Consider the following 24,176-nt stretch of genomic DNA (forward strand, 5'->3'; position numbering starts at 1 on the left):
CCTTTTTTATTACCTCATTTCACTCAATGCGCCTGATCGTCCGTCAAGGCAGGAGACTGACGTTACTGGAGCTCATTCGATAAGTTTCAAAACCTTGTCGAAAACCTTGAGGACTTGCGGCAGCTCGTGGCCGCGCTTCAGAATGCGGCCATCCACATTCACGACGCTGTAAGCTCCCTGCTTCGCCGCCAGCCTGGGGTTCTTTTCGATCCTATAGAGCGGCATTTCTCCCGACCGTTTAAAGACGGAAAACACCGCTTTTTCCTTCAGATGATCGATGGCGTAATCCCGCCACTCCCCTTCTCCCACCATGCGGCCATAAATGCGCAAAATCGCATCCAGCTCGCGGCGGTGAAAGGTCACCGGCAATGGATCCTTGTTCTTCTTGTATTCACGGAGATCGATAACGGTGGAGCTGTCGCGTGAAGCGGTTTGAGCCTGCTGCACATCCGGTTGATCGGTCATCCAGTACCTCCGATTCCACCCAAATCATCAGATCAATGTGAGCTTGGCGGCTCGAAATTGCAAGTGTTGTCGACTTACGGCGCTCACAGGAACCAGATGGGGTTTCTCGGCTTCGAAAGCTCTGCAGGCAGAAAAACAATGCGACAACGAGCATCTGCCCCAACATCACCGACAAACCGTCCCGCGCAAAAGCAGGGTAAAAACGGTAACCATTTAGGCACCCATTTTACGGGCGCCTGCCGTATTTCGGTCAAACCATGGCCTGAATTGGGTGGAATAGTCGCATTGTCAATTGATGCCTAGGCACCAAGATGACCCGGTCCGGTGCATTGACCCTTTACCCCCAGCCCCCAGTGCCCGGACCGGATCTTCAATCGCCAGATCGGCGATTATGGCGTTTCGTTCCCCAATAAAATACTTGCACCGACAATTGCCGCGGGATCACCGCTTGAATTCGCCGTCTGCAACAGCACGGCGCAGCCGCCCTTTTTTACCTTGGCCACCACGCTCGCCGGCAGCTTTACCGTCATCGGCGAACCGTCCCACATGCCGACCGTCTGCACGTCATAAACGCTGTGCCAGTAGGACATTTTTTTCCCCTGGTTTTCACCCTTCTGCACATCCACGGTCTGCTCCCGGGTAAAATATGCGACGACGACATCGGCCTTGCCGCTGCCCGCACCGATATCGATCTCCACCTCATCACCCGCAAATTTTGACGAGACGGGTACGTTCAATCCCTTGCCCTCATGCTTGAACGAGTCGAGCCTGTCATAAATCCCGCGCACATCCGCGCCCTTTACGTGGTCACGGCCGTTCAGAATGGCCTGCGGCGTGTAGACCCCGTTGCGGCCGAGTGCACGCATGTAACCGTATTGCCGTTCGGTATTTTCCTTGGATGCGAGCGAATCCGTCCAGCCGAGATAGTTCCAATAATCGACATGGTAGGAGAGACCGACGACGTCGCCCTTCTGGATCATCTTGCGCAGGGCCTCATCCGCCGGGGGGCAGGATGCACATCCCTGCGATGTGAACAATTCGACGACGCCCTTCACCGCCTCCTGCGCCTGCGCGGAGGTGACGAGCAACGTGCCGAGAAGACATATCGACAGGGGGAATTTCAGCGGCATTACAAAAACCTTTGTCCGGAAGAGCTCCAGACGAATTGATGCGATCAATCCCGCCGGGATGCAAACCGGAAAATAACGTCTAACGCCCTTCAATAGAAAGTCACGAAGGGGTGAGCGACAATCACAAAACAAGCGACTTGAAACGGAAAGACGCCGGGATCCCTCCCGGCGCCTTCGATTGCCGAAGCTTTACGCAGCCAGATCGCGAAGAACGGTCTGCAGAATACCGCCATTGTTCATGTAGATCACTTCATCAAGCGTATCGATACGGCAAAGAAGCGGAACTTCCTTCACCGTGCCATCGCTGTAAGTGATCTTGGCGATCTTCTTTTCACGCGGTTTGATCTCGCCTTCGAGACCGTCGATCTCAACGATTTCATCGCCTTTGAGGTCGAGGCTCGCCCAGGACGTTCCCTCTTCAAAGACGAAGGGGACGACGCCCATGCCGACCAGATTCGAACGGTGAATACGCTCGAAGGACTGCGCGATGACCGCCTTGACGCCGAGCAGGTTGGTACCCTTGGCCGCCCAGTCACGGGATGAGCCGTTGCCATATTCGACACCTGCAAAGATGACGAGCGGAACGCCCTCAGCCTTGTACTTCATGGCCGCGTCATAGATCGACATCTCTTCCTTGGACGGATAGTGAATGGTGTAGCCACCTTCCTTGCCGTTCGGGCCGAGCATGTGGTTGCGGATGCGGATATTGGCGAAGGTGCCGCGCATCATCACTTCGTGGTTGCCACGACGTGTGCCGTACTGGTTGAAGTCGGCAACGCCGACACCATGCTCGGTGAGATAAGCACCGGCAGGCGATGCCGCCTTGATCGAACCGGCCGGAGAAATATGGTCGGTGGTGATCTTGTCGCCGAAGAGACCGAGAACGCGCGCGCCCTTGATGTTCTTGAGACCCGAGCCCGTCTTGCCCATGCCCACGAAGTAGGGTGGGTTCTGGACATAGGTCGAGTGGTCGTCCCAGGCATAGGTCTGACCCGGCGGCACCTGAACGGCCTGCCAGTTGGCATCACCCTTGAAGACGTCGGCGTACTTCGTCTCGTAAAGCTCGCGCGTGACGTATTTCAGGATGAACTCCTGAATTTCCTTCGAGGTCGGCCAGATATCCTTGAGATAGACCGGGTTGCCGTCCTTATCATTGCCGATCGGCTCCTTGGTCAGGTCCTTCTGGACCGTACCGGCAAGAGCGTAAGCGACGACGAGGGGCGGAGAGGCCAGATAGTTCGCCTGCACGTCAGGCGAGATACGGCCTTCGAAGTTGCGGTTACCGGAGAGAACGCCGGCCGCAATCAGGCCCTTGTCGTTGATCGTCTTGGAGATCGGCGCCGGCAGCGGGCCGGAGTTGCCGATGCAGGTCGTGCAGCCGAAGCCAACGAGGTTGAAACCGATCGCATCGAGATCCTTTTGAAGGCCCGACTTGTCGAGATATTCGGCAACCACCTGTGATCCAGGTGCAAGCGACGTCTTCACCCATGGCTTGGAGGTCAGCCCCTTGGCGACAGCGTTACGGGCGAGAAGGCCGGCAGCGATGAGGACGGAGGGGTTGGACGTGTTGGTGCAGGAGGTGATGGCGGCAATTGCCACATCGCCGTGACCAAGATCGAAGTCCTCGCCTTCAACCGCGTAGCGGCTCGAAAGCTGGCCGGGCTTCTTGTAGTCGTTTTCGAGAGCAGTCGCGAAATTGGGCGCGATGGTTTCGAGCGGCAGGCGGCCTTCCGGACGCTTCGGGCCGGCCATGGACGGTACAACGTCGCCGAGGTCGAGTTCGAGCGTGTCGGTAAAGACAAGATCGGAACCGTCGCCGGTGCGCCACATGTCCTGGGCCTTGGAGTAGGCTTCCACGAGGGCAATACGATCCTTTGTACGGCCGGACATCGTCAGGTAATTGATGGTTTCGCTGTCAACCGGGAAGAAGCCGCAGGTCGCGCCATATTCCGGGCCCATATTGCCGATGGTCGCTCGGTCGGCCAAAGACATTGAATCAAGGCCGGGGCCGAAGAATTCAACGAACTTGGAAACGACGCCCTTCTTGCGCAGCATCTGCACGACGGTCAGAACGAGGTCGGTCGCGGTGACGCCCTCCTTCACCTTGCCAGTCAGCTTGAAGCCGATGACCTCAGGCAGAAGCATGGAAACCGGCTGGCCAAGCATGGCCGCTTCAGCCTCGATACCGCCGACGCCCCAGCCGAGAACGCCGAGGCCGTTGATCATGGTCGTGTGGCTATCCGTGCCGACGCAGGTATCCGGATAAGCGATGGTCTCGCCGTCCTCTTCCTTGGTCCAGACGGTCTGGCCGAGATATTCCAGGTTGACCTGGTGACAGATGCCCGTGCCGGGGGGAACAACGCGGAAGTTCTTGAATGCCTGCTGGCCCCACTTGAGGAAGCGGTAACGCTCGCCATTGCGCTCATATTCAAGTTCGACGTTGCGGGCAAAAGCGTTCGGCGTACCGAATTCGTCAACGATAACGGAGTGGTCGATGACGAGATCGACAGGAACCAGCGGATTGATCTTTTCGGGATCTCCACCGAGAGCCTTGATACCATCACGCATCGCGGCAAGATCGACCACGGCAGGAACGCCGGTAAAGTCCTGCATGAGAACGCGGGCGGGGCGGTAGGCGATTTCGTTTTCGGTGAGGCCCTTGTTGTTGAGCCATTCGGAAACCGCCAGAATGTGTTCCTTGGTAACGGACTGGCCGTCCTCGAAACGCAGGAGGTTTTCGAGCAGGACCTTCATGGAATAGGGCAGCTTGGAAACGCCCTTCAGGCCATTGGCTTCAGCCTTGGGCAGGCTGAAATAGACATAGTCCTTACCATCGACGGTAAGAACGGAACGACATTTGAAACTGTCGAGTGATTTGGGCATGGATAAAAACCCCGCTTACACTGATAGCCAACACGTTCGTGCGGACACCTATGCACTCATGCACATCAGGATGCGGGTACGACCATTTCCGCTGTCCGCACGTGAAAATTGCTCCTCGCAATCGTCAAGTCCGGCGCAAGATGATGTTCACGCCGGCCGCTGGCGTGTTGACACCCATATAGATAATTTCAGACAAACGTGCCAGACCATTCCACGACGCTAATCGATTTTTTTATGATCGAACGGCAAATTTTAATCGGAACCGCAGCATGCATCTGACGGCGGAAAATCTTGGCGTGCGACGCGGCGAAGATTTCATATTCATGAACATTTCCTTCAAGTTAAGCGACGGTGAGGCGCTGGTGCTGACCGGGCGTAACGGCTCGGGAAAATCGACGCTGCTGCGCACGGTGGCCGGTCTGTTGCGACCCGAGCGGGGGCAAGTGAAGATAGCCGGCGAAGTAATAGAAGCCGAGATGCGACCTTCGGAAGCGTGCCATTATCTCGGCCATCGCAATGCGATGAAGACGGAACTGACAGTTTCCGAGAACCTGCGCTTCTGGAAGGATTTCCTTGGAGACTTTCATGGCGCGGCGGGCGTAGCGATTGACGAAGCGGCCGAGAGTGTCGGCCTTGCCCGCATTACCCACCTGCCTTTCGGTTACCTGTCCGCCGGTCAACAGCGCCGCTTCGCGATGGCAAAGCTCCTTGTCGCATGGCGGCCGGTATGGATTCTCGATGAACCGACTGCGGCGCTCGACAGGGCGGCAGACGACATGTTTACCGACCTTGTGAAAGGCCATCTTGCAAAAGGCGGTATCGTGCTGGCGGCAACCCATCAGCCTTTGGGGCTAACGAATGCGCGGGAATTGCAGATGACGGGGTTTGCGGGTGTGGAGGCTTGGGCGTGATGGCGATGTGCAGGCGGCCTACCCCCCTCTGCCCTGCCGGGCATCTCCCCCTCAAGGGGGGAGATCGGCCTGTGGCTAGGTCTCGACAATCTCGACGCTCGAGAATGGAGTGGTGGAAGGGCATCTTGCCGATCTCCCCCCTTGAGGGGGAGATGCCCGGCAGGGCAGAGGGGGGTAAACTTCACCCGCCGAGGCCACCCCAATGACCGCTCTCTTCCTCCGCGATCTCAAACTCTCCATCCGCGCCGGCGGCGGCGCGCTGATCGGCGTCCTGTTCTTCATGACAGTGGTTGCCGTCATCCCTTTCGGCGTTGGACCCGATCTCAACCTGCTTGCCCGTATCGGCCCGGCCATTGTCTGGATCGGCGCACTTCTGTCCGCCCTTCTCGGCCTCGACCGGTTGTTCCAGGCCGAACGCGACGACGGCTCCCTCGATCTCATCCTGATGCAGGAAACGCCGCTGGTGCTGACCGTCTTCGTCAAATGCCTGGCGCACTGGGTATCAACGGGCCTGCCCCTAGTGCTGGCATCACCCCTTCTCGGCCTGTTCATGAACATGGACGAGGTGGCAATCGGCGCGGTGATGCTCACCCTCCTCGTCGGCTCACCCGCCATCACCTTCATCGGCGCGGTGGGGGCGGCGGTTGCCGTTGCCCTGCCACGCGGCGGCCTTCTGGTCTCCATCCTCGTCCTGCCGCTCGCCATTCCGGTGCTGATCTTCGGTGTCAGCGCTTCCTACGCCGCAGTGCAGGACCCGGCGCCTTTCCTCCCACCCTTTCTCATTTTGTGCGCGATCACGTTATTTTCAGCCGTGACCGGCCCTTTCTTTGCCGCTTTGGCGTTGCGCAATGTTATGGATTGAGGAAACCGCAACGCACGATACCCTGTTGACAGGGATCAATTGCGGGGCGGCCATTCTCGGGTTACACAAACGGCATGAACGAGCAGACTTTCTCCATCACCAAGTTCAGCGATCTCGCCAATCCCACGCGGTTTCTGGCGCTGGCGGCACGCATCCTGCCATGGCTCGCCGGTTTGACCGCGCTGGTGCTGGCGGCCGGCCTCTACATGTCCTTCACCTCGGAAGGAGATTACCAGCAGGGTTACACGGTGCGCATCATGTATGTGCACGTGCCCTCCGCCTGGCTGGCCATGATGTGTTATTCGGTCATGGCAATATCCGCTATCGGCACCCTCGTCTGGCGCCATCCGCTGGCCGATGTCAGCCATAAGGCCGCAGCCCCCATTGGCGCGGCCTTCACGCTCATCGCACTTATCACCGGCTCACTCTGGGGCAAGCCTATGTGGGGAACCTGGTGGGTGTGGGATGCGCGGTTGACCTCCGTTTTCGTGCTTTTCCTGATGTATCTCGGGCTCATCGCACTCAACCGCGCCATGGACGATCCATCCAGAGCCGCCCGCGTCAGCGCGGTGCTGATCCTCGTCGGGTTCGTGAATATTCCGATCATCAAGTTTTCTGTCGAGTGGTGGAATACGCTGCACCAGCCGGCAAGCGTCATCCGGATGGGCGGCTCCGCCATCGACGCGGAGTTTCTCTGGCCGCTTCTGACCATGGCGATCGGTTTCACGTTGCTGTTCTTCACCCTGCATATCGCCGCCATGCGCAATGAAATCTGGCGCCGCCGCGTGGCCGCGCAACGCCGGCTTGCCGCTCGCATGGCGAACCGGGAGGGTTGAGGGATGACACACGCCTTTTATATCGGCATGTCCTATGCGGCGACCGGCCTTGTCGTTCTCTGTCTCATCGCCTGGGTCGTCGTTGACGGCCAGGCACGCAAGCGGGAACTGAAGGAACTCGAAGCATCCGGCGTGCGCCGCAGGGCAAGAGCCGGTTCCGCTGGTGACGGCAAATGACGCAGACTAACCAGAATGACACATCAAAATCCAGGTCGTCTGGCCGCGCACGTTACGCGCTGGCGCTTCTTCCCTTGCTGCTGTTCGGCGGCTTTGCCCTCGTTGCCGGCAAGATGCTATATGATCAGGATGTCAACGGACTGGATGTCAGCGCCATACCGTCAGCGCTGATCGGTACCAGGGCGCCGACCCTGTCGCTGCCGCCACTGGAAGGTTCGAACCTGCCGGCACTGACGGATGCCGCCATCAAGGGCAAGCTGACGCTGGTCAATGTCTTCGCTTCCTGGTGCATTCCCTGCCGGCAGGAACATCCGCTGTTGCAGGAACTGGCGAAAGACGACCGCATCACTGTCGTCGGCATCAATTACAAGGACAAGCCGGACAATGCCCTGCGCTTCCTCGGCGAGCTCGGCAACCCCTTTGCCGCGATAGGGGTCGATCCCAGCGGCAAGGCGGCGATTGACTGGGGTGTGTATGGCATTCCCGAAAGTTACCTGGTCGGCGCGGACGGCACGATCCTTTACAAAAAGGTCGGCCCCTTTGATGCCCGCAGCGTCGAGCGCGACCTGCGACCGGCCATTGCGGCCGCAGCCGGAAAATAACCGCTCGTAAGGCATCACGCCTTGTTAACGACCCTCAGAGGCGGGCCTTCCGCCGGCAGACGCATGCCTTCCAGCACCACCTGATCGCGACCGCCGCGTTTTGCGGCATAAAGACTGTCATCAGCACGCTTGATGGCGTCGTGAATGGAATGATCGCCCCTCGCGACCGCCGAAACACCGAAGCTCGCCGTGATCTGACTGGTCACACCCCGGTTCCGCCAATCCAGTGACGACAGGCCTGTCCGCATGCCATTGGCAAGCTGGCTGGCCGCAGCAGCCGTCTGACCGGGCAGGAACACCACGAATTCCTCGCCGCCGAAACGCGCTACCAGCGCATCCTCGGGCGCATTTTTTGTGAGAAGATCGGAAAGGCCGATGAGGACGATATCTCCCGCCGCATGGCCGTAGACATCATTGATGCGCTTGAAATGGTCTATGTCGCAGGCAATCACCGCGCCATCAGGCGTATCATTGCGAAAGTCGGGCACACGCCGGTCGAAGCCACGGCGGTTCAGCACGTCCGTCAGGGGGTCATGCTCCGCCGCGTGCTGATGCCGGTCCACGGTGACGGAAATCTGGCTCGCGAGCACCGAAAGCGCGAGCAGGAAGCCAAAAATACTCGCGGCAAGCTGCATGTAGAAAGCATAATCCGACTCGAAGAACTCGCTGAGCTCGATCATCGAGCCTCCCGGCGTCATCACCAGCAGCAAGCCGATGCGCACCAGCGTCTCCACCACCACGAGACAGGCGATCCCCACCATCAGCCTGTCGGCAAGCGCAGCCGGGCGCTTTCGCACGAGCCAGACCGGGATCGCGAGCAAAAGGGCGCAAACGAGATCGCCGATGACGAGTTCGCGTTTCAGATCGGGGGTGATGAAAACATGGAAAGAGACCAGCAACACCGCAACCACGACGATCGACAGCCGCGCCTTGGTATAGAGCGGCCGCCCGAAATGGGTGAGCAACGCGTGGCCATAGAGGAAGAAGGCGGAAAAGAACAACAGATTCGAAAGGATCGCCTGAACTTCAAAAGGCAGCCCGCCAAGCACCAGCGGTGTTGCAAAAGCAAAGGCCGCCGAAAGATATCCGATACCCCAGTAGCGGGCGGAAGCCTGCCCGGTCCTCTGCAGGAACAGAAACACCACGCCGAATGTCAGCATGATAAAGGGAAGAAGATAGGCGAAATTGTCTTGCAATGGGTTCTGCCGGAGGGAGAGACGAGCCTTTGAACCCGGATGTTACCGCAATGCCCTTAAGAAAGCCTGCATATATCGCGCGATTCCAGGGCCGTTCGGACTGCAATGTCGGCGAACACCGTTCACATTTGCGGGAGCGCGTTCTGCCATTCCTTTATGGCTTCAACAGGCCAGACAAGCATGACGACGTTGAGCGTCAGGTTGTCGCGGATCAGCCAGCCGGTGAATATCTCGAAGAAGATGGCGGCCACCACGGTTAGCCACACCGGCGCACGGCCGGCGAAGAAGAAACCCAACGCCATGAAAACCGTGTCCATCGCCGAGTTCAGGATACTGTCGCCCGTGTACCCCAGCGCCATCGTCGCGGTTCGGTAGCGATCGAGGATGATGGGCGAGTTTTCAAGAATTTCCCACGCGGCCTCTACCAGCACCGCAAGGGAAAGCCGCATGGAAAGCGGCTTGTTGCGGAACAGCAGCCACGCAAACCAGTAGAACAGGAAGCCGTGGATGATATGTGACGGGGTGTACCAGTCAGCGATGTGCTGGGAGTTGCCCGGTGTATTCACGCCAGGCTCGAACAGCTTCACATAACCGCATTCACAAATCGGAATGCGGCCCATGGCGTAGAGAATGATGATCTGCAGGAGAAGCAGCCCGGCGGCCACGCCGAACCATTTAAGCGAACGCGAACGGGAAGCCGGCATCTCCGCAAATGTCATTTTTCGTCCTTGCCAAGCGGCTCGACAGAATGGCGCATCACAAGCGGCATCTGCGCCATGGTGAAGATGATGGTGATCGGCATGGTGCCCCAGACCTTGAAGGCCACCCAGGTGTCTGTGGAGAACATGCGCCAGACAACCTCGTTCAGCACCGCCAGAAAGAGGAAAAAGATGCCCCAGCGCAGCGTCAGCTTGCGCCAGCCCTCATCCGTAAGCTTGAAGGCGGAATTGAAGACGTAACCGAGCAGCGACTGCCCGAAGAACAGGCCGCCCAGCAGAATAACGCCGAACAGCGTGTTGACGATGGTCGGCTTCATCTTGATGAAAGTGTCATTCTGCAACCACAACGTCAGAGCGCCGAACACGAAGACCACGATGCCTGAAATCAGCGGCATGATCGGCAGCTTGCGCGTCAGCACCCAGGAAACGGAGAGCGCAATCGCCGTCGCGATCATGAACAGGCCGGTGGCGATGAAGATCGGGCCACCGAACTCTGTCAGAACCGGAAAAGTGGTGGCAAGCCATTCGCCGCGGGAATTGGCGAAAAAGAAAACGACGAGCGGGCCAAGCTCAAGCACGAATTTCAGGAGCGGGCTGATTTCCGCCACCATCTTTTCGCTTTCCTTGGAATTGCTTTCAATATCCATACTCAAACTCCCGCAATGGCTTTGGCGAAATCTTCCGCCTCGAAGGGCTCCAGATCGTCAACACCTTCACCCACGCCGATGAAATAGACCGGCAGCTTGTGTTTTGCAGCGATGGCGACGAGGATACCGCCCCGCGCCGTGCCATCCAATTTTGTCATAATCAGGCCCGAAACGCCCGCAACATTGCGGAATATTTCCACCTGGTTCATGGCGTTCTGGCCCGTCGTTGCGTCCAGAGTCTGCAACACGGTGTGCGGCGCATCCGGATCGAGCTTGCCGAGCACGCGCACGATCTTTTCCAGTTCCGCCATCAGTTCCGTCTTGTTCTGCAAACGGCCGGCGGTGTCGATGATGAGCACATCGCTTTTTTGCGCCCGAGCCTGCTCATAGGCGTCGTAAGCGAGACCCGAGGCATCTGCCCCAAGCTTGGTGCCGATGAAGTCCGAGCCGGTGCGGTCGGCCCATATCTTCAACTGCTCGATCGCTGCCGCGCGGAAAGTATCGCCGGCCGCCAGCATCACCTTGAGGCCCGAGCCAGAAAGCTTGGCGGCGAGCTTGCCGATGGTCGTCGTCTTGCCCGTACCGTTGACGCCGACCACGAGAATGACATGCGGCTTGTGCGAGAGATCGAGTTCCAAAGGTCTGGCAACAGGCTTCAGCACCTTGGTGATTTCACCAGCCATAATGCGCGCCACATCTTCACCGCTCACATCCTTACCGTAGCGTTCGGATGACAACGCGCCGGTGATGCGCATGGCGGTCTCGACGCCGAGATCGGACTGGATGAGAAGGTCTTCCAGCTCGTCGAGCGTATCTTCATCCAGCTTGCGTTTGGTGAAAAGCGCTGAAATCTGTGTGGTTAGCTGCGAAGACGTGCGGGCAAGCCCGTTTCGCAGGCGCTGGAACCATGTCAGTTTCACCTCAGGTGCGACTGGCGCAGGCTCCTGCCGTTCGCTGGCGGACGAAAAGCCCTTTGGCAGAGATGGTGGAACCGCAATGGGTTCAGGCGCGGTCGCGGCTTCCGCCTCGTCAAGCAGCGCATCCATCGCATCGGCATCAAGCACGACGTCGGCAGCCTCCGGAGTCGGTTCGACCTGCTCCTCGGCAGCCGCTTCCGCCTGTAGCAACGACAATGGCACCAGGCCCATATCGCCGGAAAGCTCGGCACCGGGAAGAAGCGGCGCGTCCTCGTCTTCATTCTCGCCGGAGGAGGCTAGATCTTCCGCCTCGTCGGGGGCCGGGCCGCCGGCCGTCTCCATCTCCAGTTCGGAAACAGGATCCCTGTCGACAGCATCATGCGCTTCGGCGTCGTTCAGCGCCGCTTCGAAAGAGGCGTTTTCATTGCCGCGCTCAAGCGCAGCATTCTCTTGTGGCCGCTCTTCCGTTTCGGCCTTGTCCTTGCCGAACGAAAAGACTTTTTTGATGAAGCCGAGGGCCATGGTTGTTCCCGTGTCTCTTTTCTTGCGCTGTCTCAGGCCGCATCTGCGGCTAGAAGCCTCATATTCAGATGTTTGCCGTTGTGGCCGGTAATCGCAACCCGCGCAAGAGTGCGCGGGGCAAGATCGGGCGCCGCCACCAGCGTGAAATTGTCCGTATGGGCAAAACCGTTGTTTTCAACAAGAATGGTCTGCACCGAACCAACCATTCCTTGCAGATGCGCCACCTTAAGCGACTCCCCCCGCACGCGAAGCCTCGCCGCCCGCTCCTTCACAAGCGCTCGGTCCAGCTGCGGCATGCGTGCGGCGGGCGTGCCGGCACGCGGGCTGTAGGGAAAGACATGCAGGTTGGAAATGCCGCATTCTTCCGCAAGCGTCGCCGCGTTCTCGAACATCTCTTCAGTCTCGGTCGGAAAACCGGCGATCATATCCGCGCCGAAGGCCACATCGGGCCTGAGGGCCCGCACCTCGTGACAGAAGCGGATGGCATCGGCACGTGAATGGCGGCGTTTCATGCGTTTCAAAATCATGTCGTCGCCATGCTGGAGTGACAGGTGCAGATGCGGCATGAAACGCGGCTCACCGGCAATCAGATCCATCAGATGGTGGTCGGCCTCGATACTGTCGATGGAAGAAAGGCGCAGGCGCAGAATGTCGGGCACCTGCTTCAGCAATGTCTTGGCAAGATAACCAAGAGAAGGCTCACCCGGCAGATCGGCGCCGTAACTGGTCGCATCCACGCCGGTCAGCACGATCTCGCAATAACCGCTCTCCGTCAGCCTGCGCGCCTGATCCACCACCGCACCCATCGGCACGGAGCGCGAATTGCCGCGCCCATAGGGAATGATGCAGAAGGTGCAGCGATGATCACAGCCGTTCTGCACCTGAATGAAGGCGCGCACATGCCCGTCTATGTGCTTGACCATCTGCGGCGCAGTCGCCTTGATGCTCATGATATCGTTGACACGCAGTTTTTCTTCCGCCGAAACGCCGAAATCCGGCAGCGCGCGATAGGAGGCGCTTTTCAGCTTTTCCTCATTGCCCAGCACCGCATCCACCTCGGGCATGTCGGCAAAGGTCTGCTTCTCGGTCTGGGCGGCGCAGCCGGTGACGATGATGCGCGCATACGGGTTGTCGCGCCGGGCGCGGCGGATCGCCTGGCGGGCCTGACGCACCGCCTCCCCGGTCACCGCGCAGGTATTGACCAGCACGGCATTGTTAAGCCCGGCCTTTTCGGCCTCCGCCCGCATCACTTCCGATTCATAGGTGTTGAGACGACAGCCGAAGGTTATGACCTCGACGCCGCTCATACAGCCCCCCGCTCGACCGCATCCCGCGCCCAGGAACCGGTGACTGGGTCGACCGACCCTGACCATTCCCACTCGGCAGGACCGGTCATGATGACGTGGTTATCGTCACGCCAGTCGATCGTCAGCGGCACGCGAATGGGGCTGGAGGCCACATCGATGCTGACCTTTCGGCCAGTGCGGCCGGTGCGGGCAGCGGAAACAGCTGAAGCGCAGGCGGCGGAACCGCAGGCAAGCGTCAGCCCGGCGCCGCGCTCCCAGGTGCGGGTGCGAAGCGCGCTGTCTGAAACGACCTGCGCCAGCGTGATATTGGCCTTTTCCGGAAACATCGGGTGGTTTTCGAGAAGCGGCCCGAAACGTTCGAGATCGAACTCCATCGGATCACGATCAACCCAGAATATGGCGTGCGGGTTGCCCATCGACATGACGGCAGGCGAATGCAGGATCGGCGCGTCGATCGGCCCGATCTGCAACTCGATGCGGCTGGTATCGTGGAATTCCTCAGAAAGCGGAATGTCGCTCCAGCGGAAACGCGGGAGCCCCATATCGACCGATATCATGCCGTCTTCATGCTCGACGGCATTCAGGATACCGGCGACCGTCTGGAAGGTGAAGCTGGTCTTGCCGGTTTCGGACGACAGCGCCTGCACCACGCAACGCGTGCCGTTGCCGCAGGCCTGCGCCTTGGTGCCATCGCAGTTGAGGATGTCAATATAGGCATCAGTTCCCTCGATACGCGGATCGTGGATGGCCATGATCTGGTCGAACTGGGTGGCAGGATCGGCATTGAGTACAATTGCTGCCTCTGGCGTGACCATATCCTTTCGGCCGCGCATATCGACAACCAGGATCTTGTTGCCAAGCCCGTTCATCTTCGCAAATTCGACCGTGTTCGCCATCGCTTTAAACCTGAAAACCGCTTTTCATACGGGATTTTCCCGTGCTTTCGCCCTATATGGCGGAAACACCGGCAAATTACCAGACTGTTGCGTCGCAAACGGGGCGGCTGTCACGCGGAAGGCACGTCGAAAACCTCTCCGGGGCGCATCGGCCGGAAACGGCTCTCCTCCACCCCGTGTTCGGTCAGCGCTGCCTTGAGGGCCACAAGCGGCGCATCCACCGCCTCATCGGTGAGCTGTACCGTACCCCAATGGTGGCCGCAGACATGCGCCGCACCGCAAAGCTTCATGCCTTCCACGGCTTCCGCCGGGTTCTGGTGTTGGCCCTTCATGAACCAGCGCGGTTCATAGGCGCCGAAGGGCAGGTTGGCGAGGCGGAACTCACCATGCTTCTTGCGCGCGGCGTGATAGTTGAGGCCCTCGTGAAAGCCGGTATCGCCAATATGGTAGATTTTCCCACCCGGCGTTTCGATGACGAACGCCGCCCAGAGTGCCATGCGCCGGTCGTTCAGACCACGTGCCGACCAATGATGGCACGGCTCGAAGTGAATTTTCACCGCACCGGCATCAATCACATCACCCCAGTCGCCCACCTCGATGCGCGCCGCCTGAACGCCGGTACGGATGATGGCATCATTGCCGAGCGGCGTGATGAAAAGCGGCTTGTGCGCCACATGCAGGCGCTTCAGCGTCTCCATATCCAGATGATCGTAGTGATTATGCGTTACCAGCACGAGATCGATGGGCGGCAGATCCTCGAAACGGATACCGGGCGGGTTGACGCGCTTGGGCCCGGCGAAGCTGAACGGGCTCGTGCGCTCAGACCACACGGGATCGACGAGAATATTCAGGCCCGCTGTCTGGATAAGAAAGGAAGCATGGCCGATGAAGGTGACACGCATGTCTTTACCCTCGACCCGGCTGTCCGGTTTCGCAAACGGAAACGGGCTCGCATAGCTTTCCGGCCACTTGGCGCGTTCACCATTGAAGCGCCATTTCAGCAGACCCATGAAGTTGCTGGGTGGCGTACCACCGGGATTGAAAAAGCGTATCCCGTCGAAATGATCGGAAATGGGGCCGCTATAATAGGCGCTGGCGCTTGAACGACGGGCATAAAGGCCGCCGCCCGCCAGAGCGAGCAGGCCAACAGCGGAAAAACGGAAAAATTTTCGACGGTTCATGACAAATGTATAGGGAGCAGAATGGCGCCGTTCAAGCACCGCCTCTGGCGGCCGACGACCGATCACGCAAAGATGAAATGCAGGCTTTGTCGGGCGGAAACCAACGCTGCCTTGACTTTTCCGGCACTTTCCTGTTTATCCCGCCCATCAGCTGGCAGTTTCACGACTCCAAGCCGCCGACCGGGACCCGAAAAGGTATAAAGAGATCCCGGAGGTCAACACCCGACAGCGCGATGCGCCCTCGGGTGCTTTTTGGCTTTGCGTCTTGTTTTTGCCAGCGAAAGCACCGACGTTTCGGAAACCCGGAACGAAGAAGGAAGAAACGATGTTTGAAAACCTCCAGGACCGCCTTGGTTCCATTCTAAATGGACTGACCGGCCGTGGCGCGCTGACGGAAGCCGATGTTGCCGCCGCCCTGCGCGAGGTTCGCCGTGCGCTGCTGGAAGCGGATGTGGCCTTGGAAGTCGTACGTTCCTTCACCGACAGAGTGCGTGAAAAAGCCGTCGGCGCGGCCGTTCTGAAATCCATCAAGCCCGGCCAGATGGTCGTCAAGATCGTCCATGACGAGCTTGTCGAAATGCTCGGCACCGAAGGCGTCTCGATCGACCTTCATGCGGCCGCCCCCGTCGTCATCATGATGGTAGGTCTGCAGGGCTCGGGTAAAACCACAACCACCGGCAAGATCGCCAAGCGCCTGACCGACCGCGACAAGAAGAAGGTGCTGATGGCATCTCTCGACACGCGTCGTCCGGCCGCACAGGAGCAGCTTCGCCAGCTCGGCGTCCAGACCGGCGTCGACACGCTGCCGATCATTGCCGGCCAGTCGCCGACGGATATTGCCGCACGTGCCGTGCAGGCCGCAAAGCTCGGCGGCCACGACGTCGTCATTCTCGATACCGCCGGCCGTACCCATATCGACGAACCCTTGATGCTGGAAATGGCCGACATCAAGAAGAAGTCCAACCCGCATGAAATCCTGCTGGTGGCGGATTCGCTGACCGGTCAGGACGCCGTCAATCTGGCGCGAAATTTCGATGAGCGTGTCGGCATCACCGGCCTTGTTCTCACCCGCATGGACGGCGACGGCCGCGGCGGTGCGGCCCTCTCCATGCGCGCCGTCACCGGCAAGCCGATCAAGCTGATCGGTATCGGCGAGCGCATGAACGAACTCGACGAGTTCCACCCGCGCCGTATCGCCGACCGTATTCTCGGCATGGGCGACATCGTCTCGCTGGTCGAAAAGGCCGCCGAAAACATCGATGCGGAAAAAGCCCGCGCCATGGCCGAGAAGATGGCCAAGGGCAAGTTCGACCTCAACGATCTGGCCGACCAGCTTGCCCAGATGAAAAAGATGGGCGGCATGGGCGGCATCATGGGGCTGATGCCCGGCATGGCCGGTATGAAGGACAAGATGGCTTCAGCCGGCATGAACGACAAGATGTTCGATCGCCAGATTGCCATCATCTCCTCCATGACCAAGGCGGAGCGCGCCAATCCGGATATTCTGAAACACAGCCGCAAGAAGCGCATCGCTGCCGGTTCCGGCACCGATGCCGCCGAAATCAACAAGCTTCTGAAGATGCATCGCGGCATGGCCGACATGATGAAAGCCATGGGCGGCAAGGGCAAAGGCGGCATCATGAAGCAGATGATGGGCGGCCTTGCCGGCAAGATGGGTCTCGGTGGCATGATGGGCGGCGGCATGCCTGATTTGTCCAACATCGATCCGAAGCAGCTTGAAGCGCTCCAGAAGCAGGCGGAAGCCGCCGGCCTCGGCAAGCCGGGTGGAATGCCCGGCCTTGGCGGTCTGCCGGGCGGATTGCCGGGCCTCGGAGGCACAAAGCTGCCGGGTCTTGGCGGCATGCCGGGCCTTCCCGGCTTTCCGAAAAAGAAGTGAGGGGGACGCCAATGAACAATACAGAGGTGAAAGCCCAGCTTTCCGAATACCGCCAGTCGATCGACAACATCGATGCCGCACTGGTTCACATTCTTGCCGAACGTTTCCGCTGTACCAAGGCGGTGGGCGTGCTGAAGGCAAAATACAATTTGCCGCCGGCAGACCCGGCGCGCGAGGAATACCAGATCGAACGCCTTCGCCACCTGGCAAAGGACGCCAATCTGGACCCGGATTTCGCCGAGAAGTTCCTGAACTTCATCATCAAGGAAGTCATCCGGCATCATGAAGCAATCGCCGCCGAACATGGCGGCACAGAAAAGACCGCCTGAACGGCGGACAAGCCATCCTAAGGAGTAAATGACATGGCACTCAAAATTCGTCTCGCACGCGGTGGTTCCAAGAAGCGCCCGTATTACCAGATCGTTGTTGCTGACGCCCGTTCGCCCCGCGACGGCCGCTTCCTCGAGAAGGTCGGTTCCTGGAACCCGATGCTTGCCAAGGACAACCCGCAGCGCGTTGAGCTGAAGGCTGACCTCATCAAGGAATGGATCGCCAAGGGCGCACAGCCGACCGACCGCGTTCTGCGCTTCCTCGCAGAAGCCGGCCTTGCCGAGCGCGCCGCTCGCAGCAACCCGGAAAAGGCAAAGCCGGGCAAGCGCGCTCTGGAACGCGTTGCTGAAAAGAAGCAGAAGGCTGAAGATGCAGCCGCTGCCGCTGCGGAAGCCTCTGCTGCAGAATAATCTGCACGGAAACTTTTGAGGAACGGGTGGCGTGGATTTCCACGCCGCCCGTTTTTTGTTTATTTTGGCGTCAACAGACCTTAAAGCTGACGCAACCAATACCAGAAGACGGACGGCCCGATGGCAAAGCTGGAAAACCCGATACTCATGGCAAAAATCGGTGGCGCGCAGGGTCTGCGTGGCGAAGTCCGTGTCAGCACATATACCGATGACCCGCTGGCGCTCGGCGATTACGGCAATCTGGTCAGCGCCGATGGCCGCATTTTTGAAATTCTGGAAATTCGCGAGGGCAAGAACGTTGTCATTGTGCGCTTCAGGGGCGTCAACGACCGCGATGCAGCCGAAAGCCTGAATGGGCTCGAACTCTTCATCGAACGCGACAATCTGCCCGACGACGAGCTTGATGACGACGAATTCTATTATGCCGATCTCGAAGGGCTGGAGGCGGTTGATGCCGAAGGCAAGAGTTATGGCGCCGTCAGTGCGGTCTATGATTTCGGCGCGGGTGATCTGCTGGAGCTGAAGGGTGCGGGCCGTCGCCCGGCCCTCATTCCCTTTTCAGAGGCGGCGGTGCTGGAGATCGACCTCGAAGCCGGACGCATTCTTATCGATCCGATGGCCGCCGGCCTGATCGATAATCCCGACGACAAGGACGAAACCGGCGTTCCGCCGTTCGGCAAGAAGTAACCGATGACCTTCAAGGCTACCGTGCTGACGCTTTACCCGGAAATGTTTCCGGGACATCTCGGATATTCGCTGGCCGGCAAGGCGCTGGAGCGGGGACAATGGTCGCTGGACGCCGTGCAGATCCGCGAATTCGCCACCGACAGGCACAGAAGCGTCGATGACACGCCCGCAGGCGGCGGCGCTGGCATGGTGCTGAAACCCGATGTCCTGGCCGCGGCCATCGACCACGTTTCCGATGGTGACACGCGCCCGCGCCTGCTGATGAGCCCGCGCGGCAAGCCATTGTCCCAGAACCGTGTGCGCGAACTTGCGGCGGGTGACGGCGCAATCATCGTCTGCGGCCGTTTTGAAGGCGTCGACCAGCGGGTGATCGAGGCGCGCGCACTGGAGGAGGTGTCGATCGGCGATTACATCCTCTCCGGCGGTGAGCCGGCGGCGCTGACGCTGCTGGACGCCGTCGTGCGCATCCTGCCGGGCGTCATGGGCAATGACCTTTCCGGCGTGCATGAAAGCTTCGAGGGCGGGCTGCTGGAACATCCTCATTATACCCGCCCGCAGGTCTGGGAAGGCCGCGATATCCCCGCCGTTCTCACCTCCGGCAATCACGCCGTCATCGACAAATGGCGTCATGAACAGGCGCTGAAGCTGACGAAGGAAAGGCGGCCCGACCTTCTTGAGAAGCCTCAGGTCGAGACGAAATAATAAGCCGTCAGCACCAGCCCGACCGCAATCACCAGCCAGCGAATGACCCACTGCGGCACCCGCCGCGCCGTGTGCACGCCCGCATAGCCGCCAAGCGCTGCCGCGGGAAACATGATGAGCGCCGCCCACCAGGAGACAACACCGCCGCTGACGAAGATCGTAATCGCGATGACCGCAATCACCACCGACAGCAGGTTCTTCAAAGCGTTGAGATGATGATAGCTCCCGCCCGAGGTTATTCCGAGGATGGCAAGCATCATGATGCCCATTCCTGCGCCGAAAAAGCCGCCATAGATGGAGGCAAGCCCCTGGAAGACGAGGCTCGGCAGATTGCCGGGAGAGCGCTCGGTGCTTGCCTTCGGCCTGAGCCAAGGGCCGGCGGCAAAAACGGCGGTGGCGGCGAGAAGCAGCCATGGAACCAGCTGACGAAAGGAGGGGTTGTCGAGCGACAGAAGCAGGAGCGATCCACCCAGCCCACCGACGACGGAAACAGCCGACAGAAGGATCGCCTCGCGCCAATGGGCGCGTATCTCCGGCCCATAGGCGATGACGGACGTGACGTAGCCCGGAAACTGCACGATCGCCGACGTGGCGTTTGCGACAATCGGCGGCAGGCCGGCCAGCGTCATCGCACCGAAGGTCAGGAATGTGCCGCCGCCGGCAATCGCATTGACGACACCTGACAGAAAGCCGGTTGCAAACAGCATGAGAACGATGAATATGGACATGGCCCCTCCCAAGGTTTTCATGCCATATCCGGCCGAAAGCCGCTTCGCAACTGTCAGAGCGCGGCGAAGAATTGATAAAAATTGTCATGAAGGGATGACAAACGGTGCATCCTCGTGTATGTGCCCGCGTGGAATTGGGGTTTACCCCTTTAACCGCAAGCAAAGAATGGCGAACCCGCTCCTGCCGCAAGGCATGGCCTGAAGGCATCGACCGACAGGCAACCGTTGAGCGCTCTGGCTGTTTCAGAAGAAATCAGAGGTTAACATGACCAATATCATTCAGCAGCTGGAAGCCGAACAGGCTGCCAAGATCGAAGCAAAGCGCACCCTTCCTGAGTTTTCTCCGGGCGACACGTTGCGCGTCAACGTGCGCGTTACCGAAGGTAACCGTACCCGCGTTCAGGCTTATGAAGGCGTTTGCATCGCCCGTTCCGGCGGCGGCCTTTCCGAAAGCTTCACCGTTCGCAAGATCTCCTACGGCGAAGGCGTCGAGCGCGTATTCCCGATCTACTCCCCGCTGGTCGAAGGCGTTGAAATCGTTCGCCGCGGTAAGGTTCGTCGTGCGAAGCTCTACTATCTGCGCGACCGTCGCGGCAAGGCTGCCCGTATCGTTGAAAACACCGGTACGCGCGCCCGTAAGCTGAACGAGTCCGAGCGCCAGGCAGCTGCCGAAGAAAAGGCACGTCTGGAAGCTGAAAAGGTAGCAGCAGCACAGGCTCTCGCCGCCGAAAAGGCAGCAGCCGAAGCTGCTGAAGCCAAGGCAGCAGAAGAAGCAGCAAAGGCTGCAGAAACCGCAGCAGAATAAGATTTCCAGTTTACTGGATTTACGGAAAAGGCGGTCTTGGGACCGCCTTTTTTGTTGCGCTCACATGTCTTGCTCTCGCTCCGGCAAGCGTGCAATTTGAGAAAAATCGCTCCGGAGCCTTTCATGATCGCCAGACGCCCGTTTCTCGCCGCCCTCGCCGTATTGGCCATGACGCCTGCACTCGCCGGCGCCGTCGATCTGCCGGATCTTGAGGGACGCACCGTCGTCGTGGTCACGGAAAATGCCTATCCGCCGCTGCAATTCGTCGACCCGAAAAGCGGAAAAGCCATCGGATGGGAATATGATGCGATGGAAGAGATCGCCAGACGGCTGAATTTCAAGGTCGAATATCAAAATATTTCCTGGGACGCGATGATACAGTCAGTTTCTGCGGGGCAATACGACATCGGGATGACCGGAATCAGCATCAAGGACGACCGCAGGGAAAAAGTGGATTTCTCCGTCCCTTATATGCGTTCGGAAATGTTCATGCTGGTGCGGGCAGACGAAAACCGCTTTACCGACGCAAAGAGTTTCGCCGCCTTCGATAAAGGTCTCGTTGGCGCACAGGCCGGCACCACGCCCTTCTACACGGCCGTTTACGATGTTCTGGATGGCAACGAGCAAAATCCGCGCCTTCGCCTGATGGAAACCTTCGGCGCCAGCGTTCAGGCGTTGAAAACAGGCGATGTCGACCTCGTGCTCACCGATGGCGTTGCCGGCAAGGGTTATGTCGATGCGTCAAACGGCACGCTCAAACTGATCGGTGGTCCGCTTGGCGGCGATGACTTCGGTTTCATCTTCAAAAAAGGTTCCGATCTCGTTGCCCCTGTCAATGCCGCGATCGCGGCGCTGAAGGCGGACGGCACCTTCGCCGCACTCGATAAGAAGTGGTTCCTCGACTACAAGCTTGGCGAATGACGCTGCACGACGCCACAACAAAGCGGAACACGCAGAACAGCACGAGCGAGGATTTTCCCTGGTGGCTGCTCGCGATCCTCGTGATCGGCATTGCCCTTGCCGCGATGATCGCTGTCAATGGCATTTACACGCAGGTGTTCAGCACCGTGGCAAAAGGTGTCGGCATCACGGTTTCCGTCACGCTCATGGCCTTTATGCTGGCAACATTGCTCGGCCTTTGCATCGCCCTCGTCGGAATGGCTGATAATATCGTGGCACGGCAAGTGGCACGGTTTTACATCGAAGTGGTTCGCGGCATACCGATCATCGTTCTGCTTTTCTACATCGCTTTTGTGGGAACGCCAGGCCTGGTGGCGCTCTATAACGGGCTGACTGCTCCGCTTGTCTCACAGGGATGGGTGGAGCCTTTGCTTGTGCGGGACGTATCATTGATCTGGCGGGCGATCATCGCACTGACCATCGGTTATGCGGCTTTCATTGCAGAGATATTCCGCGCCGGCATACAGGCCGTTCCGGAGGGGCAGATCGAGGCAGCAAAGGCCCTCGGTTTCAGCCGCTATCAGCGCTTCAGGCTGATCACTCTGCCACAGGCGACCCGGACGATCTTTCCGCCGCTTTCGAACGATTTCGTGTCGATGGTGAAGGACAGCTCACTTGTTTCGGTGCTCGGCGTCACCGACATCACCCAAATGGGAAAAGTCTATGCCGCCGGTTCTTTCCGGTTTTTCGAGACCTATTCGATCGTCGCCTATATCTACCTGATCTTGACCATAGGCCTATCACTGATATTGCGGCGGATTGAAAAGGCGATGCGCTCGAAACAAGGATGAGGGAAAGGGGACAGCCGGAAGCAATCCGGCCATCCCTCTCTTTTGGTTCAGGCGGTTTGAGCCTGATTGCCCATCTTGCGGGTGGCGATGATGACTAGCACACCGGCAAGCGCGAGGCAGAAGGCAAGGAAGAACATCGGCGCAATGGTGCTGCCGGTCTGATCCTTGATCCAGGGCACGACGTTTTGCGCCACGAAGCCACCGAGATTGCCGACCGAATTGATGGCGGCGATACCCGCAGCAGCGCCCGCTCCCTTGAGGAAGCGGCCGGGCAGGCTCCAGAACACCGGCTGGCCTGCAAAGATACCTGCAGCGGCGATGCAGAGGAAAGCGAACTGCAACACCGGGTCGCTCAGCAATGCCGACATCAGCAGGCAAAACGCGCCGATAAAGGCAGGACCAACGATATAGGGCGTCTTGTTCTTTGCCTTATCGGCCGCCAGAGGCACGACGAACAAGGCAACGGCAACGATCACCCAGGGGATGATGTTGATGAAACCGTTCGCGGTGTTGGAAACGCCAAAGCTCTTCACGATGGTTGGAAGCCAGTAGCTGAGACCATAGGCGGCCAGCGGAAATCCAACATAGCAGAGCGACATGAACAGAACCCGCGGATTGATCAGGGCTTTGAAGCCATCTTCCGCATGCTCTTCCATGCCCTTGTTCTCTTCGGCAAGCCGGTTCTTCAGCCAGTCCTTCTCGTCCTGCGACAGAAACTTGGCCTTTTCGGGCGTATCATCCAGATAGAAGAAGGTGGCTATGCCAGCGATCACAGCCGGAATACCAGTGGCAAGGAATACCCATTCCCACCCGGCATAACCGAGGAAACCGTCGAGATCGAGCAACATGCCGCCGAGCGGCGCGCCGATGGCATTGGCGAGCGCGCTGAAGATCATGAACAGGCCGATCATGCGGCCGCGATAATCGCGCGGGAACCAGAGCGTCATCAGGAACAGCACACCCGGGAAGAAGCCCGCCTCGCAAAGCCCGAGCAGGAAGCGCAGGATGTAAAACATCGTAGCGTTCTGCGTATAGGCAAGCGCAATGGTGACGGCCCCCCAGGAAACCAGAATGCGGGCAAACCATTTGCTGGCGCCGAAGCGGTTGAGGAACAGGTTGCTCGGCACTTCGAAGATGAAGTAGCCGATGAAGAACAGCGACGCGCCAAGACCATAGGCGTATTCGCTGAGGCTCAACGCATCGACCATCTGCAGCTTGGCATAGCTGACATTCTGCCGGTCGATATAGGCGATGAGATAGAGAAGGCCAAGAAACGGCATGAGCCGCCAGGTGATCTTCGAGATAAGGGCCTTTTCGGATACCATATGCTTTCCTCCCTTCGATTTCTCGTCGAATGCAAATGATAAGGGAACCCATCTATATGTGCGCTGCAAAATAGGCAAGTTGCGTTGCATCATAACAACTGCAAAGCGTTGCTGGGCAGGCCGTCTCGCCGTGATGCAGTGCATAGTGTTGGCACGATCCTGTCCTTCAGCCTGTCTCCTGCGCATTCATGTTGCCGTAAAACCATCGATCTGCTATGAAAGTTGCCATGGGATCGAAATTCGGATGTCTCGCTCAGAATGTGTATGTGCTGCAGGACCACAAGCGTCTG

Annotated in this window: 25 protein-coding genes; 13 read left to right on the top strand and 12 right to left on the bottom strand. The window is 59.1% G+C overall.

Features of this window, described 5'->3' with window-relative positions; all coding sequences use genetic code 11:
• Positions 1 to 72 precede the first annotated feature (72 nt).
• The 3 genes from QE453_RS21740 to acnA all read right to left on the bottom strand — a co-directional run bounded on the left by QE453_RS21740 (position 73) and on the right by acnA (position 4,478).
• Positions 73 to 465: a DUF2794 domain-containing protein gene (locus QE453_RS21740; RefSeq protein ID WP_004443903.1), complete on the bottom strand. Its 393-nt coding sequence runs from the start codon at positions 463 to 465 to the stop codon at positions 73 to 75.
• A 389-nt stretch (positions 466 to 854) separates the two neighbouring features.
• Positions 855 to 1,595 carry a thioredoxin family protein gene (locus QE453_RS21745; protein WP_309777984.1) on the bottom strand — a complete coding sequence of 247 codons (741 nt, stop codon included), beginning with the start codon at positions 1,593 to 1,595 and terminating at the stop codon, positions 855 to 857.
• A gap of 189 nt (positions 1,596 to 1,784) precedes the next feature.
• Positions 1,785 to 4,478: an aconitate hydratase AcnA gene (gene acnA / locus QE453_RS21750; protein ID WP_309777987.1), complete on the bottom strand. Its 2,694-nt coding sequence runs from the start codon at positions 4,476 to 4,478 to the stop codon at positions 1,785 to 1,787.
• A 269-nt stretch (positions 4,479 to 4,747) separates the two neighbouring features.
• On the opposite strand from acnA, the gene ccmA reads away from it, so the two are divergent.
• The 5 genes from ccmA (at position 4,748) to QE453_RS21775 (ending at position 7,866) form a co-directional block, all read left to right on the top strand.
• Complete coding sequence (gene ccmA, locus QE453_RS21755) at positions 4,748 to 5,389, top strand: heme ABC exporter ATP-binding protein CcmA (protein WP_309777990.1); 642 nt, start codon at positions 4,748 to 4,750, stop codon at positions 5,387 to 5,389.
• A 202-nt stretch (positions 5,390 to 5,591) separates the two neighbouring features.
• Positions 5,592 to 6,251, top strand: coding sequence for a heme exporter protein CcmB (gene ccmB, locus QE453_RS21760; RefSeq protein ID WP_004443913.1), 660 nt, complete (start codon positions 5,592 to 5,594; stop codon positions 6,249 to 6,251).
• A gap of 74 nt (positions 6,252 to 6,325) precedes the next feature.
• A complete protein-coding gene (locus QE453_RS21765; protein WP_006698262.1) occupies positions 6,326 to 7,087 on the top strand; it encodes a heme ABC transporter permease in 762 nt (253 codons plus the stop codon).
• Positions 7,088 to 7,090: 3 nt separating this feature from the next.
• Complete coding sequence (ccmD, locus tag QE453_RS21770) at positions 7,091 to 7,264, top strand: heme exporter protein CcmD (protein WP_004443917.1); 174 nt, start codon at positions 7,091 to 7,093, stop codon at positions 7,262 to 7,264.
• Entirely contained in the window at positions 7,261 to 7,866 is a 606-nt protein-coding gene (locus tag QE453_RS21775) for a DsbE family thiol:disulfide interchange protein (protein WP_107340296.1), read from the top strand. Before ccmD ends, QE453_RS21775 begins: the two co-directional genes overlap by 4 nt.
• 14 nt (positions 7,867 to 7,880) lie before the next feature.
• Here the strand turns inward: QE453_RS21775 and QE453_RS21780 are convergent, their stop codons facing one another.
• From QE453_RS21780 to QE453_RS21810, 7 genes are all read right to left on the bottom strand, one after another.
• Positions 7,881 to 9,062 carry a diguanylate cyclase gene (locus tag QE453_RS21780; RefSeq protein ID WP_034500065.1) on the bottom strand — a complete coding sequence of 394 codons (1,182 nt, stop codon included), beginning with the start codon at positions 9,060 to 9,062 and terminating at the stop codon, positions 7,881 to 7,883.
• 122 nt (positions 9,063 to 9,184) lie between these two features.
• Positions 9,185 to 9,781, bottom strand: a complete 597-nt coding sequence (locus QE453_RS21785) for a DUF2585 domain-containing protein (RefSeq protein WP_309777993.1) — start codon at positions 9,779 to 9,781, stop codon at positions 9,185 to 9,187.
• On the bottom strand, positions 9,778 to 10,428 hold the full coding sequence (locus QE453_RS21790) for a septation protein A (protein ID WP_004443928.1): 651 nt from the start codon (positions 10,426 to 10,428) through the stop codon (positions 9,778 to 9,780). Before QE453_RS21790 ends, QE453_RS21785 begins: the two co-directional genes overlap by 4 nt.
• Positions 10,429 to 10,430: 2 nt before the next feature.
• Positions 10,431 to 11,867, bottom strand: a complete 1,437-nt coding sequence (ftsY, locus tag QE453_RS21795) for a signal recognition particle-docking protein FtsY (RefSeq protein WP_309777995.1) — start codon at positions 11,865 to 11,867, stop codon at positions 10,431 to 10,433.
• Positions 11,868 to 11,899: 32 nt separating this feature from the next.
• Positions 11,900 to 13,174: a tRNA (N(6)-L-threonylcarbamoyladenosine(37)-C(2))-methylthiotransferase MtaB gene (gene mtaB / locus QE453_RS21800; protein ID WP_309777997.1), complete on the bottom strand. Its 1,275-nt coding sequence runs from the start codon at positions 13,172 to 13,174 to the stop codon at positions 11,900 to 11,902.
• A complete protein-coding gene (dapF, locus tag QE453_RS21805) occupies positions 13,171 to 14,070 on the bottom strand; it encodes a diaminopimelate epimerase (protein WP_309777999.1) in 900 nt (299 codons plus the stop codon). The genes mtaB and dapF overlap by 4 nt, the downstream gene beginning before the upstream one ends.
• A gap of 110 nt (positions 14,071 to 14,180) precedes the next feature.
• Positions 14,181 to 15,251, bottom strand: a complete 1,071-nt coding sequence (locus QE453_RS21810; RefSeq protein WP_045533555.1) for an MBL fold metallo-hydrolase — start codon at positions 15,249 to 15,251, stop codon at positions 14,181 to 14,183.
• Between the two features lie 325 nt (positions 15,252 to 15,576).
• Between QE453_RS21810 and ffh the strand changes: the two genes are divergently transcribed.
• The 5 genes from ffh (at position 15,577) to trmD (ending at position 19,277) form a co-directional block, all read left to right on the top strand.
• Positions 15,577 to 17,148 (top strand): signal recognition particle protein, encoded by a 1,572-nt coding sequence (ffh, locus tag QE453_RS21815; protein ID WP_004443941.1) that lies wholly within the window; start codon positions 15,577 to 15,579, stop codon positions 17,146 to 17,148.
• A gap of 11 nt (positions 17,149 to 17,159) precedes the next feature.
• Positions 17,160 to 17,477: a chorismate mutase gene (locus tag QE453_RS21820; protein WP_003505091.1), complete on the top strand. Its 318-nt coding sequence runs from the start codon at positions 17,160 to 17,162 to the stop codon at positions 17,475 to 17,477.
• A gap of 33 nt (positions 17,478 to 17,510) precedes the next feature.
• The gene (gene rpsP, locus QE453_RS21825) at positions 17,511 to 17,888 is read left to right on the top strand and encodes a 30S ribosomal protein S16 (protein ID WP_004443943.1); all 378 of its coding nucleotides are present in this window, start codon (positions 17,511 to 17,513) and stop codon (positions 17,886 to 17,888) included.
• A gap of 120 nt (positions 17,889 to 18,008) precedes the next feature.
• The gene (gene rimM, locus QE453_RS21830; RefSeq protein WP_244456043.1) at positions 18,009 to 18,575 is read left to right on the top strand and encodes a ribosome maturation factor RimM; all 567 of its coding nucleotides are present in this window, start codon (positions 18,009 to 18,011) and stop codon (positions 18,573 to 18,575) included.
• Between the two features lie 3 nt (positions 18,576 to 18,578).
• On the top strand, positions 18,579 to 19,277 hold the full coding sequence (gene trmD / locus QE453_RS21835) for a tRNA (guanosine(37)-N1)-methyltransferase TrmD (protein WP_004443947.1): 699 nt from the start codon (positions 18,579 to 18,581) through the stop codon (positions 19,275 to 19,277).
• Here the strand turns inward: trmD and QE453_RS21840 are convergent.
• Positions 19,259 to 20,005 (bottom strand): sulfite exporter TauE/SafE family protein, encoded by a 747-nt coding sequence (locus QE453_RS21840; protein WP_006698271.1) that lies wholly within the window; start codon positions 20,003 to 20,005, stop codon positions 19,259 to 19,261. The genes trmD and QE453_RS21840 overlap by 19 nt on opposite strands.
• 265 nt (positions 20,006 to 20,270) lie before the next feature.
• On the opposite strand from QE453_RS21840, the gene rplS reads away from it, so the two are divergent.
• The 3 genes from rplS to QE453_RS21855 all read left to right on the top strand — a co-directional run bounded on the left by rplS (position 20,271) and on the right by QE453_RS21855 (position 22,561).
• Positions 20,271 to 20,810 (top strand): 50S ribosomal protein L19, encoded by a 540-nt coding sequence (rplS, locus tag QE453_RS21845; protein ID WP_003505101.1) that lies wholly within the window; start codon positions 20,271 to 20,273, stop codon positions 20,808 to 20,810.
• 123 nt (positions 20,811 to 20,933) lie between these two features.
• Entirely contained in the window at positions 20,934 to 21,731 is a 798-nt protein-coding gene (locus tag QE453_RS21850) for a transporter substrate-binding domain-containing protein (protein ID WP_004443949.1), read from the top strand.
• Entirely contained in the window at positions 21,728 to 22,561 is an 834-nt protein-coding gene (locus QE453_RS21855; RefSeq protein WP_112765643.1) for an amino acid ABC transporter permease, read from the top strand. The genes QE453_RS21850 and QE453_RS21855 overlap by 4 nt, the downstream gene beginning before the upstream one ends.
• A 47-nt stretch (positions 22,562 to 22,608) precedes the next feature.
• Here QE453_RS21855 and QE453_RS21860 read toward each other — a convergent pair whose 3' ends face one another.
• Positions 22,609 to 23,886, bottom strand: a complete 1,278-nt coding sequence (locus QE453_RS21860; protein WP_022556971.1) for an MFS transporter — start codon at positions 23,884 to 23,886, stop codon at positions 22,609 to 22,611.
• Positions 23,887 to 24,176: the final 290 nt, after the last annotated feature.

The sequence above is a fragment of the Agrobacterium sp. SORGH_AS_0440 genome (assembly GCF_031453135.1).
GTDB classification, from domain to species: domain Bacteria; phylum Pseudomonadota; class Alphaproteobacteria; order Rhizobiales; family Rhizobiaceae; genus Agrobacterium; species Agrobacterium pusense.